This window comes from Endozoicomonas sp. ALB115 (assembly GCF_049310245.1).
Classification (GTDB): Bacteria; Pseudomonadota; Gammaproteobacteria; order Pseudomonadales; family Endozoicomonadaceae; genus Endozoicomonas.
Map to the genome: position 1 here is coordinate 127836 of NZ_JBLYZG010000007.1, position 22578 is coordinate 150413.

The window sequence follows — 22578 nt, forward strand, 5'->3', positions numbered from 1 at the left end:
ATCAAGGATGGCAGAAATTTAAGGATAAAAATTCCATTTTGTTCGGTGAATAGTGGGTTTATTCACCGGACAAACCGGAATTCTTAATTCCAATGGTTCTATGCTGGCCAGTTCTGCGTTGATCATCCGCCTGCTGATCTCCCTTCAATCGCTCAATGTAAGCATTCAAATGCGCTAAATGACTGCAAGCACCTCCAAAAAAATTTCACCAACCAATGGAACCAAACCAGTGAATGAAAGTCAGAGTTAATGAATTTAAGAGATATCTCTACCTGTTTTACAAATCTTCCAGGCAGATGTGTAAAGATGGATAATTTAGTAGCAAATATGCCGTCAAGGGCGATAGCTGGTTCACGTAAGCCATCACCCAGTCAGGGAGATGATAACTCGTTTCCAAAGCCAGTCGCTGCAAAGAGTACAGTAGCCATACAGGAACAGGAAAGTGGTGCCCTGGCTGCTGCTGCGATGCCGAAACAGACGTCTGATTTTAAAATAACGAAAGTAGATAATATAACAAAGTCTGATTGCACCAGTTTTAAAAACAGGTGCTTCAGGAATCTGCTTCCAGTAATCGATCAGAAAACACTGTTAGAGATCATCAGTGAGTTTAGTGACGATGACCTTAAATTTATTCTGACGCTTGGGCGTTATCAAGACAACAACGAGCACTATTTTAATCAGCTCAAACGGTTCGACTTACCCGATGAATATCATACCAGAGGCCATGAAGAGGGACTCAAAAGATTTAATGCGATGCATAACGCAGAGAGCCCTAAGTTATTTGCCTTGTTCAGAGATACATTGTTGGCAGAGGCTAGAGGTAGCAGCCGATTGGAAGATGAATTTGGATTGTACTTTACCCCGTCGTCCGTCTGGTTGAATCCTGTGGCAGAGAAACTGCGATCATTGAACTGCAAGAGAGGTATCGAAGTGATGGGGGGTAAGGGGTATCTCTCTTACTTTCTGAAAAAGTATGGTTTCAGGATGGTGGTAAGTGACAACCACAGCAATTATCAACACCCGGCTGCTGCTTCACCACCGATAGTTGTCCGGAATGAAAACTCACTCGATACAGTGGTGAAATATCAGCATAGATCCGATTTTCTGGTAATCAGCTGGCCCCCCCTACCGACATATTTGCCAAGGCTTGAAGAATATTTTTCACAAGAACATCTCGATGATTATCAAATACTCAAAGCCTGGGGCATAACCAAGCCTGTACTGTTTATCGGCGAAAGGCCAACGCACACCAACAATGCTACAGGGAGTGCAATTTTTCACGAACACCTGCAAATGTATTTTAATGCCTGCAAAATTCCTGAGTACCAGGGACGATCTATCGGCTCTCTTGACGAAGCAATTATCTTCGTACCCAATGGGAAGAAAATGACCACCGTAGAAGATCTTCAACCAATGATGGAAGAGGCATGTAAGCAGCAATAAGATGTTTAATCCATTCCACTGTGATTTCTTTCACCTTGATCTCCGTTCATCCTGAGCGGAGTCGAAGGGTGCCAGGCACAATGCATAAACTTGGAGTTCACGCTTTTGAAACTTCGTCAAGCTCAGCACTCAGAACGAACTGAGTTTGAAACCTCACAAATACGAGAGTTTTTTGATACTACAGGTCATGTTTCTGGCTTTTGAAAGTTCTGTCAATTCTTGAGCATTCAGACGGGTCATTTGAACTATTTCCTGTTTTATTAGTCCAAATTCAGAAAGTAACTAAATCTCAAATTTATATGTTTCAAAGCTTGCAAAGAATCTTGAGTATACCGCCCATGGAATCCTCGATCACATTGTTCAGTTCGCTTTTTGAATATATAACCTCATGCTTTTCTGACTACTGCCATACCGGTTTGACGACAGAAGTGCATAAGTTTTCCAGCCTTCACAGGAAACAGAAATGAATTACATATCTCCAACCAGTACTCTACTTCCAGCCGCCGATGTTCCGCCGTCAAAAGAGTCTGAGCCACTCGCCCGGACTTTTGCGGGTCTCAGGGAGGTTAAACCCAGTGATATTGACAATGAACATTCGGAATGCCAGCCAGAAATCGCAGGTTATTCTCTTCAGAAAAGAACCGTTGCCATGTTTTTTGGGGATCGTTTCACACGGCTCAAGGCGATTGCTGACTCTCCTATCATGGAATTCGCCTTATTAGCTGATACTTATTTCAGCTTACTCGAGCTGATTGAGTCAGGTTGTTTGCACCCAGTGCACGACAGTACATTTAAAACCAGAAATGAGATACAAATACCCGACACTAGTTCACTTTCAATATCAGGCGAAAATAATTCCGAGGCTAGCAGTTCTGCAAAAATGATTAATCATTACTATAGTACACTTGCAACTACCACCCTGCGGGATGAGGTCCTGAAAAGCGCTACTGAAGTACTTTCCTATCCCCCTGACCAAAACTGGTCAAAGCGTGATGCACACCTAATGACTGGCATAGCACTCACTTCACTGGGACATCTCCATCATCTTCACCCAAATTTCCCCAGCGACAGCGAAACAATCGAACAAAAAATCTCCGAGCTGAACCAATACGTTTCCAGGCTGAAAGCAGCGTATGAATTGGATGACCAAGAAAATACGAACGTTATTTTTGATTGGCCATGAAATCTTCGATCACATCGGTCAGTCCGCGGTTAAAGATATAACCTGACGCTGTTCTGACTGCCACCAGCCCCCATGAAGTCTGAGAGAGCAGGAGAGCATAAAGCTTCACCTCGACAGCATCCCAAGCCTTAACTCAGTCAAAGAGGAAAGCAGGAATGATTAACCTACCGCAAACCAGTACTACCGCTCTTGCAGAATATGTTCCACCATCAAGGGATGAACAAGTCGGCCAGGCTGGTGACAAAGAGGTTAAACCCAGTACTATTGGTAATGAATGTTCTAAATGCCCGTCAGAAAGCACAGGCCCTTCCCTTCAGGAAAGAGCCGTCGCTTTGCCTGTTGGGAATCAGGACACGCAATCTGGCAAGAAGGAAAATGTTGCCTATCCGTTGGCGCTTCCCTGGCTTGCAAGTGATACTGATCAGCTCTTGAACAATCTGGAGGAGGTGATGCAAGCAGCTAATAACCTGCTTTCCACCCCCATCGACCAGAACTTGTCAGAATTCAATGCATTATCGATGAGAGGCAGAGCATGCTTGATAATGGGAGATCTCGAGATGATAAACAACACATTCTCTACTCTCTCCGGATCCGCCAGCCATAACAAAAGCGAAACAATTGATCAAAAAATCTCCGAGCTGCAACAATTCGATAAAAAGCTGGAATTCAGTACACAAATAGTTTGACTTAAGTACATGGATAAATGCCTCGTTCCCACGCCCCCAGTGGGAATGCATAACGGAACCCGTTGTAATCTCTAATCGTTCATACCCTTTATCCCTGTCAGGTGATTTCTCGAGCTCGATCCACTACAGATGATTATTTTGTCACATGAAAGTCATATCTGCATCTCGATGCGGTTCTTGTCTGGATATTTTGTACCGGGAGGTGGTAAATGCTGCACTGTCCTCATTAAATAAGGCTTTCCTTTCAAGAACCTCTTCGACTCATAAAGTCCTGTGTAACATAAGAAGTTCCCAGCTCTCCAGCCTGTGTAACATGAGAAGTTCCCAGCTCTCCATCTTGTTGTAGCAGCAGTTTGTTGACTATCACTGACTGAAGTAGTCATCAAAGCTTCAGCTTTGTCCGGGTTTTCGTTAGTTAATGATTTAATATCATTGCAAACCCCAAAACACTTTTTTACTTCGCCCAACTGGTTACTCTGATTTCGACACTCCGTTATCTGACCATCCCCCCACTGCCCCCCCAACAATTGTTCCATGTGACCACTCAAATACGCTAACTTTGTTTCGGTCTGAGGCGAAAGGGCATCATAAGAGGACGGTGAAGCTACCGGCGTTGCCGCTGGATCAGCCGTCGCAAAAGACGATGACGGCAGTGTAGCAAACTGATAAGCCGAATCGGGTTGACCGACAGGGAGCCCACTGAATCCTGGCCAGCTATCGTCTTCTGGCACAATATTATTGCCATCACCTGCCTGGAATGCCTCTTTAGTCCCGGTGAACGCCTCTTCGGCAAAATGGCCGTTGACTTCATCAAGCAACTGGTGCACTCCTGACTGGAGCCTGAGGATCAAGCCAGTAACGTTCTTGACCTTTTGCTCCTGGCTGCATCCCTGGCTGTCATCCACCGGTAAAGCGCAGGCACCAGAATCTTTTTCCAGGTTACTCAAGCCAAAGGATTTCGTACCTTGCTGGTGCTCCGCCCTTGTGTACATTCGCTCTGCGATACTCTCAACCGCCTCATGGTCCTTGCCCCGCAGGAAACTGTCAATATCGCTTAAACTGATCACCCAGCGATCAAATTTTACCGGGGCGGCGCTGGCGCTTTCTCCCTATTGATCGCCATGAAATTGAGGCTGGGTCACAGTTGTGCTTTGGGCAGAAATCGATGGCATATTCATAGCCAGTTATGCCCTAGACTCTATGGTTCAACATTAGAGTTCAGAGTTTTGCCACAAGATAAAGTTCAAACATTGGGTTAGACGGTTTAATTATTTACAAACGGTGGTGACAGCCGCTCTTTAAACGACATTTATTATGTAATAAATAACTCCCGTATCTTCTCCAATAGCAAATTCACAGCCTTATCATGCCGGTTTATGGCAGCGATTCTGAGTGGGGTTATCGCCATCAGGGTTCCATCCTCTTCTTTAACCTCGCAAGCAGAGTACAGTACTTCCCTGGCTTCTTTGCGCTTTCCATCAGCCAGGAGCGTAGTCACGGCATCCAACAACAGCTTCATTATCTCGATATTTCCCTCTCTGGCTGCAATATACAACGGTGTTGCGCCATCTTCTTTCCGGGGTTTCTTTAGTGTCGCCATAATGGCAGCCCCCCTTTGCTCTCTCGGTAACGCTGTCAACGCTTGCATTAACTGCTTCACGCTTTGGTTATGCCCGCCCAGAACAGCACTCAAGAGCGGGAAGGCCTTAATCAGCTGATCCACGATGACCCAGTGGAAGTTATCAACAGCTGCGGTCAGTTGCGTCCTTTTGAATGTGACGACCGCACCTATCATTGCTTCGAAAGCAACAATTTGTTGTTCTGATTCCTGGTAGTTATTCGCAGTACTCAGGAATTGCTCCACAACCTTCTGTTGACCACTTTGAGCAGCGACGTGTAGCGCTGTTTCCCCGTCTTTTTTGGAGAGAGTCATTACCATCGAGACTGCCTGACAACGTTCAGATTCAGGCCAGGTCTCCAGAATTTTCAGCATCCGGGCGACAATGGTTGTTTGCCCGTTCCGGGCAGCACTCAAGATGGGGAAAGCCTTCAGAAGATCTGCTACCTGCTCCTGCCCTTTGCTGGCCACACAGGTATAGGAAAACGCGGTTTCAACGTCCTCAGCCAACAACTGGGTAACGATCTTATAGTGGCCAAGATGAGCAGCTATATAAAGCGGTGTTCTGCCGAAACTGTCTGCCGCACTCAGCACCGCCTTGGTAGCCTCCGGCTTTTTCTCCTTCGATAGACCATTCAGGGCATTCAGGAACAAGGCTACCACTTCTTCGTGCCCGGCTTGTGCAGCCCGGCAGAGCAGAGTTCTACCGTCCCGGTCCGACACATTCAGCACCAGCATGATGGTCTCAGACTTTGCGGGTTCCTTCAGTGTATTCAGGTTTTTTAGTATCTCCTCCAGAACCTTGGTTTGCCCCTCCCGGGCAGCGTGGAGAAGTGTGATTTTCATATTCTTGCTGGTAATTAACAGCCGCAGGCACGCCTCATGGCCGCTTTTGGCTGCGTAATGCAGGGGCGCAAAGCCATCATTATTCTTTTCATTGACCAGAACGCCAGCAAAGGGCAGTAACGCCTTAACGCACTCAATGTTGCCCTCTTTCGCAGCCTGGCTCAGACAAGAAAGCGGTGGTGCAGTATATACTGCTGCGGGTTCCATCGTATCAACAGGCAATGCCGGTTGTGCCAAAACCTCAGAAGTCTTATTCGATGCACCTGGTTGAGCTGCCGGAAGCTTGCTTGAACCCGGTTGCTCAAAGGCCTCTGTAATGATGGAATCAAGCCTTGCTGTTTGTGCCGGTTTTTTCAGAGCATCCCGCAGCAAAACCGCGACTGCCTGGTGGTTTTGTTGCCTGGCAAACTGGAGCGGGGTCTGCCCGCCATCGTCAGTGGCGCTCAGAAGCCTTTGAACGGCTGCCGGCCTTTCGGTTTCCGGCAGTCTATCCACAGCTTTCAGCAACTGCTCCACCACCTTGATATGACCTCCCAAGGCAGCCAGGTGAAGCGGAGTTCTCCCCGATCGGTCAGCCGTATTGATAACGGCCATGATGGAACCACCACCGGGCCTTTTTCCCTCAGGCAGTCTATCCAGAGCAGTCAGCATCGGCTCCACGGCTTTCTCATGCCCTTCCTGGGCAGCGACACCGAGGGGGTATAGGTATACCCGATCCTTGTCCGTTATATCTGATGGTGCTGCCCGGTAAGCCAACGCAGGTTCTGCCGCCAGAAAATCCTGTAACAAGTCAATCTGGTTGTTGCGACAGGCAGCCAGTATCGGGGCTTCATTCAGAGGCTTTGACTGGTCTACATATTTGTATTAATACTCAAGGATGAAAGTTATCGCTGGGTACTGATTATTACCACAAAGATAGCGCTGCATACCCTTTCGACTGAAGCTTTTTTCTTGACAAATGACGCCTACAGAGATGGTTTTTTTACTACGATAAAATAAGACATCGGACGCATGGAACCGAACTGGATTTTCAGCCCGGATTTTACTCTACCCACACAGTTAACCCGTTAGCAATTTTTGTACCACAAACTGATGCTCACACCGGAACCTCATCAAGAGCTGAATTCAGGATTGCATACAACCAGATCGTTTTTCCCGGTTCTCTTCCTGCTCATGTTGATAGATCTGTTTGTTCAGAACTTCGATCTGCGTAAGCATATGTTCAATATGCCTGTTAAGCATCAGATGCTCCTTTTCATAGGCTGGTATACCAACGAATTTTATGATCAGTACTTTTGCTGCTTCTGATGACTGAAGATAGAAATCCCTAAGCTCCATCATTTTACCCAAGTGTTGCTCTCTAAGGAGGTCTAAGTGGGAGCATTGCAGAAACTGTTCCTCCAGATATTTAGACTTGCGAACATATTCTTTCCAGTAATCACCAAACTCTTTTTCAAGAGGATCTATCTTATTCTTAACTTCACTGTTTGTAGCTGTTTGTTGACTATCACTGATATGACCCTTGTATGGTTGTAGTTTTTCTTTCAATTCATTGAATTGAGAACGAAGCTCTGCCAGCTCTAATTTAACTTGCTCAAACCGAGCCCCCATTGCTTCCAATACTCCTTTTTCCATATTTTCGCGTTCAATCGACTGTATAGCCTTGCTGTTCCCTATGTTGACGACCTCTTCCAGCTTATCCAAACGGTGATGAAAATCCTTTACCTGTAGCTCCTCAAATTGCTTCCTGACCTCCCTGAATTTTCCAGATAAATGTTTAAGCCCCAACGTTTCTAAACTGTTCAGCTCTCCCTTGATCCACTGCATCTGATTTCGACACTCTGTTATCTGACCATCCCCCCACTGATCCCCCATCAATCGTTCCATGTGAGCACTCAAATACGCTAACTTTGTTTCAGCCTCATGCGAAAGGGCATCATAAGAGGTCGTTGAAGCTACCGGCGTTGCCGCTGGATCAGCCGTCGCAAAAGACGATGAAGGCAGTGTAGCAGACTGATAAGCCGAATCTGGCTGACCGGCAGGGAGCCCACTGAAGCCCATTGAGCCATCGTCTTCTGCCACAATATTGCCATCATCTGCATGGGATGCCTCTTTAGTCCCGGTGAATGGCTCTTCGGCAAAATGGCCGTTGACTTCATCAAGCAACTGGTGCACTCCTGACTGGAGCCTGAGGATCAAGCCAGTAACGTTCTTGACCTTTTGCTCCTGGCTGCATCCCTGGCTGTCATCCACCGGTAGAGCGCAGGCACCAGAATCTTTTTCCGGGTTACTCAAATTGAAGGATTTCGTACCTTGCTGGTGCTCCGACCTTGTGCACATACGCTCTGCGATACGCTCAACCGCCTCATGGTCCTTGCCCCGCAGGAAACTGTCAATCTCGCTTAAACTGATCATCCAGCGATCAAACTTTACCGGGGCTGCGCTGGCGCTTTCTCTCTCTTGATCGCCATGGCATTGAGGCTGGAACACAGCTGTGCTTTTGGCAGAAATTGATGGCACATTCATAGCCAGTTATCCCCTAGACTCTATGGTTCAACATTAGAGTTAAGAGTTTTGCCACAAGATAAAGTTCAAACATTGGATTAGACCATTTAATTATTTCGTGACAATTTATCACCAAAGGCCATGGTTTTGATGTTAGATACGACGGCTGTTTTTTGTTTCCAGAGTCGTATGATTAATACAGAACTGGTGCCGTAATGCCACCCGGATTTTTCGTTTAATCGTTTCAGGCTCCGCGCCATTCAAAAGGATACGGCCTTCAAAGAAGATCTTTTTATCATCCAGCTGCCAGACGTGCATGCGCCCTACTCTTTTAACCCCCTCAATGCTTTCCAGGGCCGCCCTGATCTGTTCAATATCGATGCCGCCCGGAACCCCCTGCATAAGAATAATAATGCAGCGTCTCAACAGAATTGCGCCATTAAAGATCACGTAGACTGATATCCCGATGGTGGCTATCACATCAAAAATATAGAGCTGGTAGTTGATGATCAGCACACCCGCTACGATGACTACCAGGGAAGCAACCGCATCGGAAGCACTGTGAATAAAGACCGCATTGATATTGATATCGCTTCTGGCTCCAGCCTTGAAAGTCAGCAGCGATGTGGTGATGTTAACCAGAAGGGCAACACCGGCAACCGACAGCACAATCCAGCCATCAACTTCCCTGGGGTAAAAAAACTTACCTGTGGCCTCACAGATCAGATACCCCCCAACCACCAGTAAAAATACACTGTTTATTAAAGCCCCGAGAATATCTGCCCTTTTGTATCCGTAGGTCATGTGTTTATCTGCTGACTTGCAACCTATTCGCCTGGCAATGACAGCAACCAGAATTGCACCGGCATCACCCAGGTTATGCAGCGAGTCTGCGATCAGGGAGAGGCTTCCGGCAACGCTTCCCCCAACGACCTGAACACCACTCAGGAAAAGCTTGATAAGCAGGGCAAGGATCAGCTTTCCATCACCAACGGAATCATAATCATTATGCTGGTCCATGGAGGTTTACTCACCATATCCAGAGGCTTTAATTGTAGCCTTTTGTGCTGATACAGCTGAAAATAACCACAGCCTCCTCTCTATAAAAAGTCACCTGTCGTACCTTATTGACCAGCGTGTGCGAGCACAGACGTTGCTCCATGCACAACACCCCACCAATAAAAAACTGAAAAAGCCCGATATATCAGCAGATAAAGCCTGAACAGGGCTATTAAAAGCACAATTTATGATGTTATATTGTAAGTTCCCTTTTCTGGAAATCTGTGGTTCAGTTCCATTTATCGAGATGGATTTCAACATAGGTAAAGGGAACAAAGTGGCAAGGACGACACTTTTTATGAATAACCATAAAAAAATGCCAAAAAATAAAACAACAAGGGTTGCAGTTTCCCAGCAGTTCCTTCAATGTAATATTTAAGGATTCAAGCTGTATGGAAGCGACCAAGAAGGAAATGGAAGCTATGCTGGTAGGTACAGTCAAGTGGTTTAATAACCCCAAAGGGTATGGATTTATCCAGGCGCAGGAAGCGACAGAGAATCAGGATGTTCTCATTCATTACTCTGTCATTGATATGGACGGCTTTAAAACACTGAAAGCAGGCCAGGTTGTCAGCTTTGAGATTGGCCATGGTCCCAAAGGTCTTATCGCCACGAAAGTCGTACCCGACAACGGTAATGGCACTGAAAGCACTCAGAGTGCTACTCAGGAAGAGTCATTCCCGGTTTAAACTGGTGCCAGGCCACCCGAATACTCTTTTGCCAGATAGCCTTGTGTCACTCTCCACAGTGCTACACATTGTGGAGAAACACCTATTATGACAAAAGAATATTTGTTGCTATTATTTCCAGTCACTCTTTTATAAAAAGAATGTCTGGATGATCAGGACTGCTCTTTTCCGGTTACCCATGCCGGTTAAAAACCACAAGTGCACTTTCTGCATCGCCAATGATTAGTCATACAGGTCTTCTCGTTCTCCAATACGTTTTCATGGGGTGGCCATTGTTGACGCTTTTGAAAGAGCCACGTTTTTATCAATCATTGACTCATAAATTCAAGACAAGGTAGTGCAGTGCTGCTGGACAGTTTTTCCCTCGTTGTTTCAGGCTCTTTGGTAGTATTTATTGCAGCGATTGCCTGGTTTCTATGGCTGACTTTCAGCCCTTTCAAAGCCAAACCCAACACCCCTCTTTTCGACCAGGATAAGCGTGCTTTTTTCGGTCAGCTGGATATTGCCGTTCGCAGTCACTTAATGGTTTTGCCTTCTTTGCCCGTTGGTGACGTTCTTGCAGCTGGCAGGTTCAGCCGGACCGCCATGGCACTGAATATCAAAAAAAACCGTCGATTTGACTTTGTGCTCTATAACCGCAAAAAGATGGAAATCTGTTGTGTGATCAACCTGATCCCCTACAACACAAAGTCCAACTCAAAAGAGTTCAAGATATTACGCCAGCTCTGTGAAGCGGCAGAACTGCCGTTACTGGAATATGATATGAAGCCCTGGCGGGATGTTACCGAATTGCGACGTACCGTTCTCGCCACCTGCGGATTTACCGAGGAAGGAACACCTGATTACGAACTCCCGACCCCAAGAGAAGCTATTGCCGAAGTCGAGACCATCGTTGATCCGCAATGCCCCAAATGCCATAGCCCCATGCAACTGCGAACGCTTAAAAAAGGTCATCAGGCAGGCTTGGAGTGCTGGGTATGCAGCACCTACCCAAGCTGCAAAGGTGCCAGAATGGTTCACTCGTGATCAACAGAACTGGCTACCAGATGTAGCCAGTTCCTTGAATCCAGATCAGGAGCACTTAAGGATCACGGTGGCCAAAGGCGGCAATGTCAGAGAAAGACTGTATGGCAAATGATGCATCGGGATTTCCTCAGTTTCAAGCAGCTCGCCGACTGAAACACCGCTGCCGCCAAAGCAGGTATTATCGGTGTTCAAAATTTCACAATAGCGACCAACCTCTGGAACACCAACGCGATAGCTGTCACGAACAACCGGCGTCAGGTTACAGATAACCTGTACTGAGTTCCCTTCATTATCATAGCGACGAAACACCAGCACACTCTGGCTCCTGTCATCCCCGGTGGTCCAGGCAAAACCTTCTGCCTTGAGATCCTGCTCAAACATCGCAGGCTCTGAGCCATGCAGCTGGTTAAGGGTTTTAACCAGCTTCTGAACCCCCACACTGAAACCCTCTGGATTGTCCAGCAAGCCCCAGTCCAGCTCAGCATTCTGATTCCACTCGTTATGGGTGCCCAGTTCAGTGCCCATAAAGAGCAGCTTTTTACCGGGATGCGCATACATAAATGCCAGGTAAGCCCTCAGGTTGGCAAAACGCTGCCAATCATCACCAGGCATACGGGTCAGAATAGTGCCCTTCCCATGAACGACTTCATCGTGGGACAGGGGTAGAACAAAATTTTCACTCCAGGCATAAACCGTACTGAACGTCATCTGCCCATGATGGTGCTGGCGATAGACAGGATCGAGTTTCATATACTCAAGCGTGTCATTCATCCATCCCATGTTCCATTTGAAGTCAAACCCAAGCCCACCGTCTGCAACCGCTTTGGAAACACCTGGCCAGCTGGTTGATTCCTCCGCAATAGTCATCACATCCGGGAATGCAGCGTGTACCTTCTCATTAAACTTCTTCAGGAAAGCCACGGCTTCAAGATTCTCATTACCACCATGAATATTGACCTCCCACTCACCTTGACCTCGTGAGTAATCCAGGTAGAGCATGGAGGCAACCGCGTCGACACGAAGGCCATCAATATGAAATTCATCCAGCCAGTAAAGGGCATTACTGATCAGAAAGTCCTGAACCCAGGGCTTGCCAAAATCATAAATACAGGTTTGCCAGTCAGGGTGCCAGCCACGACGAGGATCCGGATGCTCATAAAGTGAAGAGCCGTCAAACCTGGCCAGCCCATGCTCATCATTGGGAAAGTGCGCAGGCACCCAATCCAGAATGACACCAAGACCTTTCTGGTGACACTGATCAACAAAATAGCGGAAATCATCCGGCGAACCATAACGGCTACTGGACGCATAAAGACCAACCGGCTGATAACCCCAGGAATCAAACAGCGGATGCTCCGACACAGGCAGCAACTCAACATGCGTAAAGCCCATATCCATCACATAGGGAATCAGCTCATCGGCCAGTTCACGAAAGTTCAGGAAGTCACCGTTCTCTTTTCTTTTCCATGAGCCCGCATGGACTTCGTAGATAGAGAAGGGCTGCTCTTTATCTGCCTTGTCTTTTCTTTTACCCATCCACAGCTGGTCTTGCCAGGCATAGCTATCGACGCCCTGTACGACAGAAGCCAGTCCGGGCCACTGCTCAATATGGCGGGCGAACGGATCGGTTTTCTGTGGCAGCGAATTGCCGTGATAATCACGGATAGCGTATTTATACTGATCGCCAGCCTGAACGCCGGGCACAAACAGTCGCCAGATGCCATCATCCGCACTGGCCATTGGATGGAGCCGGTCATCCCAGCCATTAAAGCTTCCCACAATACTCACTGACCGGGCATAAGGCGCGTAAACCTTAAACAACACACCCTGTATATTCAGTTTGCTGTTGATCTTATGGGAGACCACCTGTGCCCCGAGGTGTCGATAAAGGCCATCCGACTCAATATCTGACTGGGCAAGAATATATTCCCCAAAACAGTATGGGTCATAAACCACAAAGCGGTGGCCATTTGCCCAATGGATCGCCAACTGATAAAGAAACGGCTTTTTTCTTCTGGACAGATGCAGCTCAAAGACACCAGCCTCATTGCGGCTCATTTCGCCAAGCAGCTTGCCGGTGTGGTGATCAAACACCTCGACCATGGTTGCATCCGGACGCCATACGCGAATGACCAGACCTTTTCCTTGCGGATGAGGATGCAACCCCAGCTGATCAAAAGGAGTTGCACACTGACTGTTAGCCAGATCCGCCACCACAGGCTTTATGGCAGCCTTTGGCGTTGATGATGTTTTGGAAGATACAGCGATATTCATAGTGTTGCTTTATTTCAGTGCAAAAATTGCCTGTCGACAAAACCAGACGGACTCCCGGGAAGACAGGGAAAACTTGTGTCTGGAAGACTGAGCACCTCAGCCTTCCGCCTTTCCTTCAAGATAAGCCACTCCGGGGCTTGTCGCTAGGAGGCTGACCGAGAATAGCGCCCATCTAGGCGACCCCGTAGCGAGGATGGCAGAAAATTGAGGATAAAAATTCGGTTTTGTGAGGTGAATAGCGGGGCTATTTGCCGAACAAAAGCGAATTTTTAGACCAATTTGCTGCCACCGTACGACTGCATGGATGCAGGAGCTAGAGCAACGCAGGAGCAGTTGCCGTGTAGGGCAGTCTATTTTCGGTCAGCCTCCTAGCCAACTGCAGCCCGATAAACCTCAAGGTAATCCAGGGCAGACTGCTCCCAGGTAAATGACTCATTCATGGCATTAACCACCAATCGACTCATCAGTTGCCCATCCTGATAAACGACATTGGTCTGATTAAGACAATGCAACAGGGCATCACTGTCAGCCGAATCAAACATAAACCCGGTTGCCTCCCCGCCAGCTGAATTATAGCCTTTAACGGTGTCCACCAGCCCACCAACCGCCCGAACAATGGGCAGGGTACCGTACTTCATGCTGTACATCTGGTTAAGGCCGCAGGGCTCAAACAATGAAGGCATCAGGAAGAAATCAGAGCCTGCTTCAATCAGATGCGCCAGACGGTTGTCATAAGCCTTAACAAAGCGACACTTGTCGGGGAAGGCACTGACCAACCGGCTCAGCTCAGCGGCAATAGTCCGCTCACCTGCCCCCTGGAGTACAACCTGAACATCATCCTGCAAAAACTGCCACAGGGCTGGTATCAGATAAGCAAAACCTTTCTGCCCGGCAAGGCGACTGACCAGCCCATACAGAGGTTTATCGGTGCTCACCGGTAACTGCAGTTGTTCCTGCAAAGCCTGCTTACAGACCGCCTTGCCAGAAAGATCATGCAGGGAGTAATTGGCTGGCAGCAAAGCGTCTGTTCCAGGGTTCCACTGTTGATAATCACAGCCATTAAGAATACCGGAAAAATCCTGCTTTCTTCGCCCGATGATATAGGCAAGGCCATGAGATCCAAGATCTGTCTGCAGCTCTTCAGCATACCTTGGACTCACGGTAGTGATTTTATCAGCAAAGGCAATACCGCCCTTGAGCAGATTAATATGCCCATGGTCTTCAAAGAAATCCGGGGTATACCAGTGGTGATCGATCCCCAACACGTCCAGTAAAGCACGGTCAGTATGCTGTTGATAGGCACCATTGTGAATGGTCAGGACAGTCCGTGTATCAGCAAAGAAAGCATTGCCAGACTCATGGGTTTTCAGGTAGTAAGGCAGAAGTGCTGACTGCCAGTCATGGCCATGAATAATATCCGGCTTAAAGCTTAAAATCCGGCAGACCTGAAGTGCCGCTTTACAAAAAAAAGCAAATCGCTCAGTGTTATCACCAAAACCTTCACCCTCATGGGTGTAGAGACCACTGCGGTCAAAGTAATGGTTATGCTCAATCAGGTAAACAGGGACACCTTCAAACGTTCCCTGTCTTATGGCAAAACCCATTTTTCCCTGTGAGCCGAGACAAACTTCTCCAGCTCCGGCAACATCCGTTGTCAACGCTTCCAGAGCCTGACGGTAGGCGGGCATAATCACCCGGACATCATTTCCGAGCTTGCGCATCCAGGGCCCGAGAGCGCCGGCCACATCGGCCAGCCCTCCGGTTTTGACAATACCTGCCAGCTCTGATACCGCAAAAAGTATGTTTAAATCAGAACCCAACTTTTGCTCCTCTGGGAATAACCACCAGACCAGAATCAGTGACCTTGAAGCGTTTAAGATCCTCTTCACGATCAACACCGATGCGGGTTCCCGGTGCAATTTCTACACGCTTATCCACAATAACCCGGTTCAATACGACATCTTCACCGATGGTGACATTGGGAAGAATAACCGATTCAGATATGTGAGTATTGTCGCCAATTTTGACGTTGTAACCCACCACACTGCGATGCATATAAATGTCATAGAATACGCAACCCACACCCACCATGGAGTTGTTGATCTGACCTTTACGCTCTTCACGATCAAAAGCAATCAGGGCCGGTGGATAGGGTGGAATATAGGTACGAATCGGCCAGCCCTGATTATGCAGGTCGATGGGCGGTTCACTGGTCAGCAGATCCATATTCGCTTCCCAGAATGAATCAATGGTACCTACATCGCGCCAGTAGCCGTTATTTTTGCCCCCAGGAACTGTATTTCCGGAGAAGTCATACACCATGACTTTTGCCCGTGGGTAAAGGGATGGAATGATGTTTTTGCCAAAATCGTGGTCAGACCCTTCATTGGCGTGATCATCCAGCAGCTCTTGCACCAGACACTCTTTGGTGAATACATAATTCCCCATTGAAGCCAGCACAAAGTCCGGATTGCCGGGAATGGTCTTCACATCATCCTTTGGCTTTTCGGCAAAACCGATCATACGACCATCTTCATCAACCTCGATTATACCGAAGTGATGGGCCTGATTAACCGGTACGGGAATCGCCGCAACGGTCAAGTCAGCACTGTGTTGCTGGTGATACTGAACCATATCCCGCACATCCATGGTGTAGATATGATCACCACCAAAGACACAAACCAGATCGGGGTTGTGCGACTCAATGTGATTCAGGTTTTGATACACCGCATCCGCGGTGCCCTGATACCAGTCACTGCCGGTATTCATCTGGGCTGGCAGCGTATCAATAAACTTATCCGCCAGACCGGCAATACGCCAGCAACGTTGCAGGTGTTTGCTCAGTGAGTGCGACTTGAACTGAGTAATCAGATAAATCTTGTGAAGATCGGAATTCACAAAATTACTCAGCACAAAGTCGATGATTCGATATTGTCCGCCAAAAGGAACCGCTGGCTTTGCTCTTATGCTCGTGAGTGGAGCAAGCCTGGACCCTACCCCTCCGGCCAGGATCATGGAAAGGACTGAAGCCATGGTCGATTTTCCTGTTTTATGCATTACGATCTGAAAGTATTAAGGTCAATCCCTGACCCATTCCGGGCCATTGCAAGCAATACCCCGAAAGAATCCCCCTCCTGCCGAAAGCCAGCCCCCCCCTATTGCCAGCCTCAGACAAAGCATTCTGATGTCAGGCTCATTCAGCTCACCTCAAACACCATTTGCCTTAAAGACTTCGGCGATAATCTCCTGAGCTTCACTCTGCAGATGGGAAAGGTGCTCTTTCCCTTCAAAGCTTTCAGCATAAATCTTATAAACGGCTTCGGTTCCGGAAGGTCTGGCTGCAAACCAGCCCCGCTCGGTAACCACTTTCAGACCGCTAATGGCGGCACCATTGCCAGGTGCGTGGGTTAAACGGGCAATGATAGGATCACCCGCCAGTTTTTCTGCTTTAACCTGTTCTGGACTCAATGCAGCAAGCACTTTCTTCTGGGCATCATTGGCTACAGCATCGAGCCGCTGATAAACCGGAGCACCGTATTTCCGGGTAAGCTCCTGATAATGTTCGCCAGGGTCACGCCCGGTAACGGCGGTAATTTCTGCCGCCAGCAGCGCCATGATGAAACCATCCTTATCGGTACACCAGGTATTACTATCCCGGCGCAGGAAACAGGCTCCGGCACTCTCTTCGCCGCCAAATGCCATAGTGCCTGCTGAGAGACCATCAACAAACCACTTAAACCCGACCGGAACTTCAGTCACGGTACGACCCAGACCATTGGCGACACGATCAATCATGGCACTGGAAACCAGCGTCTTACCGATAGTCGCCTCTGGTGACCATTGCGGACGGTGGGTATAGAGATACTGGATGGCGACAGCCAGATAGTGGTTTGGATTCAGCAATCCATGACCACGGGTCACAATACCGTGGCGATCAAAGTCCGGGTCATTCCCGAAAGCAATAGCAAAGTCATCTTTGAGGTTGATCAGTCCGGCCATGGCGGAGGAGGATGAACAGTCCATACGGATCCGGCCATCCTTATCAAGGTGCATAAACGAAAAGGTCGGATCAATTTTCTTGCTGACCAGCGTCAGATCAAGACCATAACGATCCGCAACAGGTGCCCAATAGTGCAAACCTGAACCGCCCAGAGGATCAACACCAATGCTCAGTTTAGCGTTGGCAATGGCCGCCATATCCAGCACATTTTCCAGGTCATTCACATAAGGCCTAACGAAGTCATACTTGTGAACCTTGCCGGATCTTAGCGCCTGTTCAAAAGAGATTCTTTTAACGCCAGACAGGTTTTCACCGATCAGCTCATTGGCCCGTTTTTCCACCCAGCCGGTAATATCACTACCTGCCGGGCCACCATGGGGCGGGTTATATTTAAAACCGCCATCTTCCGGTGGATTGTGGGAAGGGGTGATGACCACCCCGTCCGCCAGCTTGCTGTGACAGCGATTATAGGAAACGATGGCATGGGAGATAACAGGCGTTGGCGTATAGCCACGCTCCTGATCGATCATGACATCCAGGCCATTGGCAACAAACACTTCCACAGCACTGATTAACGCCGGCTCAGAAAGCGCATGGGTATCCATGCCAACAAAAACAGGGCCTTCTATTCCCTGCGCACGACGATATTCACAGATTGCCTGACTGATCGCCAGAATATGGGCTTCATTGAACGAACCATTGGCAGACGTGCCACGATGACCCGATGTGCCAAAAGCGACACGCTGACTGCTTTCTGCCTGATCGGGCCGTATCGTGTAATAGTCACTGACCAGCCGGGGAATATTAACCAGAAGATCATCGGTTGCGGGTTGGCCTGCGAGGGGGTGCATGGCGGTTCCTCATTAGTAAAAATGGCAGAGAATGCCCTGGCTGGCCGACAGCAAATACAACCAATATTTGCTAACCATGAAAATACAAGGCAACTGCCTTATTTACTTTCAGAAGCTAACAGAGAAAACCGCCCGCCAACACAAAAATAAAGTAGAGCATCAGTCTGTGAGTAAGTGATTATGCTCACGATACCGACTATTCTACAGGGATGCATTGCCGTTAATCACTAACTTACCCCAACCCCGTTATTATGAAATAATGAAAGGTTTTCAGACCAATTCTTTCACCACCACAACACTGTGCCCCGGCACCTCGTACCACCCCTGATTCAAAATCACCTCTTCCCGGAAAGCTTCTCCATTATCCAGATCCGTGGATAAAACTCTTTGCCAGCGAACGGCATTGCCAGTATCAGGCAAGTTAAAGCGCCGGGTTTCAGCCTCATTATTGACCAATAGCACCAGGCTGGACTGGCTATCCACAGGGCAGCGATAGCGCATCTCCAGTGCACGACCACGCTCATCAGGCAGCATTGCTGCGGTCAGAGGTACGCCTTCAGTATTAAACCATTCAAGCTCAGCGCTGTGCCACTGCCTGTCATCTGTCTGATAACGAATGCCCAGCAATGGCTCTGACTTGCGTAGATGAATAAGCATTGAGGTGAACTGTTGCAGCTCGGCACCATCAGGGTTCTCATCACTATTGCCGTTTCCAGCCAACCACGACCAGTCAACCCAGCCAATGGGATTATCCTGACAGTAAACATTATTATTGCCATGCTGACTGTTACCAAACTCATCACCCGCCATCAGCATAGGGATACTGCGGGAAAACATCAGCGTCGCCAGCAGGTTTTTTCGTACACGCAGCCGCAGCTGTTGAATAGCAGGGTCACTGGACGCCCCTTCAACGCCATAATTCCAGGAGAGATTATGTTGGTCACCGTCCCGGTTACCCTCACCATTAGCGAGGTTGTGCCGGTGCTCAAACGACACCAGGTCGCGCAGGGTAAAACCATCATGACTGCAGATATAGTTAACACTTCCAGCCGGTCTGCCTGGCCCGAAAATATCTCTGGAGCCGGTCAGACGCCAGGCGATATCCACCACCTGGTCTTTGTCACCACGCCAGAATGATCGTATACCACCGCGATAACGGTCATTCCACTCATGCCAGTCCCTTGGGAAACCTCTCAGGCGATAACCTTCAGGCCCCAGGTCCCAGGGTTCTGCAATCATCTGCCGGGTCGAAAGAATCGGATCCTGAAATACGGCCTGAAAGAATGCGCTGTGAGCATCAAACTTCCGATGTCGTCTGGCCATGGTCGGTGCCAGATCAAAACGGAAACCATCGATCTGATAGTGCTCAGCCCAATACCTGAGGCTATCCATCACCAGCTTGATGGTTTGTGGGCTGTCAAAATTCAACGTATTCCCACAACCACTGTAGTTGGTAGACACCAGATGACCACCATGGTGATCCAGCAAATAGTAATCTTTCTCAGCCAACCCTCGCAGGCTCAGGCATGGACCATCCGATCCCGCTTCACAGGTATGGTTGTAAACAACATCCATCACTACCCGGATACCGGCACGATGCAATTCACGAACCATTGTCTTCAGTTCATCCACCGGATCATCCATAGCATAGGACGGCTCAGGTGCCATAAAGCAGAGCGGGTTATAGCCCCAGTAGTTTTTCAGCCCCAGCTTCCGCAATCTTGGCTCACTGAGAAAACTGGTCACCGGCAACAGCTCAACCGTATTGATGCCCAGCCCCTTCAGATAATCAATAACGACAGGATGACACATCCCCAGATAAGTCCCCCGCAGAGCTTCGGGAATATTGGGGTGCTGACGGGTAAAGCCCCTGACATGGCTCTCATAAATAATACTGTCTTCATAGGGGAGTTCAGGCCTGGTAACAGATTGCCAGTCAAACTGATCGGTCCGAACTACCGATTTGGGCAGCAAATGGCCGTTGTCCTGATCATTGAACGACCACTGACTTCTTTCCTTGCCGGAGTAATCATAGACGGCAGGCTGCCAGTTAATCCCCCCTTTAACTTCACGGGCATAAGGATCCAGCAGCAGTTGATGAATATTGAAGCGCAACCCCTCATCAGGTGCCCAGCGGCCATCGGCGCGATAGCCATAGACCTGACCTTCCTGCACCCCTTTAACCAATACATGCCAGATGCCCTTTTCAGGGCCATACATGGGAATGCGCTGCTCCACCCCGGCGCTGTCAAACAGACACAGCATCATGGCTGACGCTTCTGGTGCATACACCGCAAAGTTCACCCCCACCGCTGAGTCAGGAAACTCCGGGTGCAGCTGCTGATTCAGAAAGTTAGCCCCCAGATGGTGACAACTTCCCGGGCCAAGTGATTCTAAGGTTATTTGTGGCTGATTCATGTATCCGAGACACCAACTTATTGGAATGGGTTGAATTTTAATTTGATTCACCAGCAATAACTACTGCTGTTGAAAATACCCCGACAGCTAAGGAATTGTCTTTTAATAAGTTCCCGATTTCCGTTCACCCTGAGCTTGTCGAAGGGTCGTGCCACCGAACTTCGACAAGCTCAGTCCGAACGGAGTCAGGCAATGAAAATAGGGAAGTTATTTCCAGACAACTCCTAAATAGCTTCCAGCGCTTCCGATAATTTTTTCACGGCAATCACTGTCAAACCGGGAATCGGTTTTCTGGGCTGATTGGCGGCAGGAACAATAGCACGGCTGAAGCCATGCTTGGCAGCCTCAACCAGACGCTCCTGACCATTGGCCACCGGACGGATTTCCCCGGCCAGCCCCACCTCACCAAAGGCCACCAGGTCCTGAGGCAGCGGTGTATCCCGCAGGCTGGAAACCACAGTCAGCAGGCTGGCCAGGTCAGCGCTGGTTTCTGTGATCTTTACGCCACCCACTACGTTAAGAAACACATCCTGGTCACTGGTGAAAATGCCACCGTGCCGGGTAAGAATGGCCAGCAGCATGGCCAGACGGTTTTGCTCCACGCCGACAGTTACACGACGAGGGTTTCCCAGTTGGGATTCCACCACAAGCCCCTGTATCTCAACCAGCAGAGGCCGGGTACCTTCCCACAATACAGAAATAATGCTGCCCGAAGTCGCCTCCTGGGTGCGGGACAGGAAAATGGCCGATGGGTTTTTCACTTCCTTCATGCCGGTTTCGGTCATGGCAAAAATACCCAGCTCGTTCACCTGACCAAACCGGTTTTTGGTGGCCCGCATCATACGGAAGCGGGAATCATCGGTATTGCCCAGCATGATCTGGGTATCAATGATATGGGACAGAGTCATGGGGCCGGCCAGAGAGTTGTCTTTGGTGACGTGGCCGACAATCAGCAATACCGTACCACTCTGTTTGGCATAACGGGTCAGGAAAGCGGCAGACTCTTTGACCTGGCCAACACCACCGGGCACGGAGTCCACTCCGTTCATATACATCACCTGGATGGAGTCGATAACGATAATGCCGGGCTTTTCCTGCTCGGCCACCGCGACAATATTTTCTGCGGAGGTTTCCGCCAGCATTTTCAGGTTATTGGTGGGCAGTCCTAATCGCTGGGCCCGGGCAGCAATCTGCTGCAGTGACTCTTCGCCAGAGACATAAAGGGCATTCATGGACTGGGCAACGTGACAGAGCACCTGCAGCAGGATGGTACTTTTACCGGCCCCCGGGTGACCACCAATCAGCACCGCACTGCCTTTGACAAAACCGCCACCGAGCACCCGGTCAAACTCCGTCATGCCGCTGGAGAAGCGGGGTGCTTCTTCCACATCCACTTCGCTGAGGGTTTTCAGCTCAGAGAGAGCACCGGCAAAACCGGCTTTGTTACTGGCAGCAATGGAGGGAGAGGCGGCCGGTCCGAGATTGACTTCTTTATAAGTGTTCCAGGCTTTACAGTCCGGACACTGCCCCTGCCATTTGGCGGCCTCGCTGCCACACTCGGTACAAACGTATGCTTTTCGGGATTTTGCTTTTGCCATGAAGAGTCTTTGCGTAAATAGATTGAGTCTAACTGCTCAGTATGATCCGTAACAAACATTCCGTATAGAACCACAAAGACACGAAGGCAGCCTTTTTTGCTGGTTTACCGCAGCTCAGACAAGCTCAAATAAACCTTTGTGTCATTGTGGTTTCTTTTTTTTCAGTTACTACCAAATACAACAAAGTCAGACTAAATTAACGCTGACAGAACTTTGCACTAAAGGTGATTCATACAGCAGAATCATGCAGGGTTTATGATGTATAAGCCACAACCTTCACTCCTCACTTTCTTGCCTCGTCAGTAAAATCTGTGGGTCATTTCCGGTTCAGGTAACTTGCCAAGCGCATGATATAACGCGATTTCCGCACATCTGTAGGTCC

Annotated in this window: 16 protein-coding genes; 6 read left to right on the top strand and 10 right to left on the bottom strand. The window is 48.8% G+C overall.

Going from position 1 to position 22578, the window contains the following annotated elements:
- The first annotated feature begins 249 nt into the window (after positions 1–249).
- From ACO6VE_RS05200 to ACO6VE_RS05210, 3 genes are all read left to right on the top strand, one after another.
- On the top strand, positions 250–1443 hold the full coding sequence (locus ACO6VE_RS05200; RefSeq protein ID WP_422460079.1) for a hypothetical protein: 1194 nt from the start codon (positions 250–252) through the stop codon (positions 1441–1443).
- Positions 1444–1906: 463 nt separating this feature from the next.
- Positions 1907–2626 carry a hypothetical protein gene (locus tag ACO6VE_RS05205; protein ID WP_422460081.1) on the top strand — a complete coding sequence of 240 codons (720 nt, stop codon included), beginning with the start codon at positions 1907–1909 and terminating at the stop codon, positions 2624–2626.
- A 155-nt stretch (positions 2627–2781) separates the two neighbouring features.
- Positions 2782–3312 carry a hypothetical protein gene (locus tag ACO6VE_RS05210; RefSeq protein WP_422450419.1) on the top strand — a complete coding sequence of 177 codons (531 nt, stop codon included), beginning with the start codon at positions 2782–2784 and terminating at the stop codon, positions 3310–3312.
- A gap of 152 nt (positions 3313–3464) precedes the next feature.
- Here the strand turns inward: ACO6VE_RS05210 and ACO6VE_RS05215 are convergent, their stop codons facing one another.
- From ACO6VE_RS05215 to ACO6VE_RS05225, 3 genes are all read right to left on the bottom strand, one after another.
- Positions 3465–4259: a hypothetical protein gene (locus tag ACO6VE_RS05215; RefSeq protein ID WP_422460083.1), complete on the bottom strand. Its 795-nt coding sequence runs from the start codon at positions 4257–4259 to the stop codon at positions 3465–3467.
- A gap of 365 nt (positions 4260–4624) precedes the next feature.
- The gene (locus ACO6VE_RS05220; RefSeq protein WP_422460094.1) at positions 4625–6613 is read right to left on the bottom strand and encodes an ankyrin repeat domain-containing protein; all 1989 of its coding nucleotides are present in this window, start codon (positions 6611–6613) and stop codon (positions 4625–4627) included.
- 288 nt (positions 6614–6901) lie between these two features.
- Positions 6902–8071, bottom strand: a complete 1170-nt coding sequence (locus ACO6VE_RS05225; RefSeq protein ID WP_422460084.1) for a hypothetical protein — start codon at positions 8069–8071, stop codon at positions 6902–6904.
- A gap of 37 nt (positions 8072–8108) precedes the next feature.
- Between ACO6VE_RS05225 and ACO6VE_RS05230 the strand changes: the two genes are divergently transcribed.
- Complete coding sequence (locus ACO6VE_RS05230) at positions 8109–8240, top strand: hypothetical protein (protein ID WP_422460086.1); 132 nt, start codon at positions 8109–8111, stop codon at positions 8238–8240.
- Positions 8241–8434: 194 nt separating this feature from the next.
- On the opposite strand, the gene ACO6VE_RS05235 is transcribed toward ACO6VE_RS05230, so the two are convergent.
- On the bottom strand, positions 8435–9301 hold the full coding sequence (locus ACO6VE_RS05235; protein WP_422460088.1) for a cation diffusion facilitator family transporter: 867 nt from the start codon (positions 9299–9301) through the stop codon (positions 8435–8437).
- Between the two features lie 431 nt (positions 9302–9732).
- Between ACO6VE_RS05235 and ACO6VE_RS05240 the strand changes: the two genes are divergently transcribed.
- Together ACO6VE_RS05240 and ACO6VE_RS05245 are read left to right on the top strand one after the other, a co-directional pair.
- Positions 9733–10029, top strand: coding sequence for a cold shock domain-containing protein (locus ACO6VE_RS05240; RefSeq protein WP_269675240.1), 297 nt, complete (start codon positions 9733–9735; stop codon positions 10027–10029).
- A 342-nt stretch (positions 10030–10371) separates the two neighbouring features.
- Positions 10372–11055 carry a DUF2726 domain-containing protein gene (locus tag ACO6VE_RS05245; RefSeq protein ID WP_422460090.1) on the top strand — a complete coding sequence of 228 codons (684 nt, stop codon included), beginning with the start codon at positions 10372–10374 and terminating at the stop codon, positions 11053–11055.
- 45 nt (positions 11056–11100) lie between these two features.
- Here ACO6VE_RS05245 and glgB read toward each other — a convergent pair whose 3' ends face one another.
- The 6 genes from glgB to radA form a co-directional block, all read right to left on the bottom strand.
- On the bottom strand, positions 11101–13329 hold the full coding sequence (gene glgB, locus ACO6VE_RS05250) for a 1,4-alpha-glucan branching protein GlgB (protein ID WP_422450414.1): 2229 nt from the start codon (positions 13327–13329) through the stop codon (positions 11101–11103).
- 368 nt (positions 13330–13697) lie between these two features.
- On the bottom strand, positions 13698–15149 hold the full coding sequence (locus ACO6VE_RS05255; protein WP_422450413.1) for a glycogen synthase: 1452 nt from the start codon (positions 15147–15149) through the stop codon (positions 13698–13700).
- A complete protein-coding gene (glgC, locus tag ACO6VE_RS05260) occupies positions 15139–16362 on the bottom strand; it encodes a glucose-1-phosphate adenylyltransferase (protein WP_422450412.1) in 1224 nt (407 codons plus the stop codon). The genes ACO6VE_RS05255 and glgC overlap by 11 nt, the downstream gene beginning before the upstream one ends.
- A 174-nt stretch (positions 16363–16536) precedes the next feature.
- Complete coding sequence (gene pgm, locus ACO6VE_RS05265; protein WP_422450411.1) at positions 16537–18180, bottom strand: phosphoglucomutase (alpha-D-glucose-1,6-bisphosphate-dependent); 1644 nt, start codon at positions 18178–18180, stop codon at positions 16537–16539.
- A gap of 270 nt (positions 18181–18450) precedes the next feature.
- Positions 18451–20598, bottom strand: coding sequence for a glycogen debranching protein GlgX (glgX, locus tag ACO6VE_RS05270; RefSeq protein ID WP_422450410.1), 2148 nt, complete (start codon positions 20596–20598; stop codon positions 18451–18453).
- A 224-nt stretch (positions 20599–20822) separates the two neighbouring features.
- Positions 20823–22196 carry a DNA repair protein RadA gene (gene radA, locus ACO6VE_RS05275; RefSeq protein ID WP_422450409.1) on the bottom strand — a complete coding sequence of 458 codons (1374 nt, stop codon included), beginning with the start codon at positions 22194–22196 and terminating at the stop codon, positions 20823–20825.
- Positions 22197–22578: the final 382 nt, after the last annotated feature.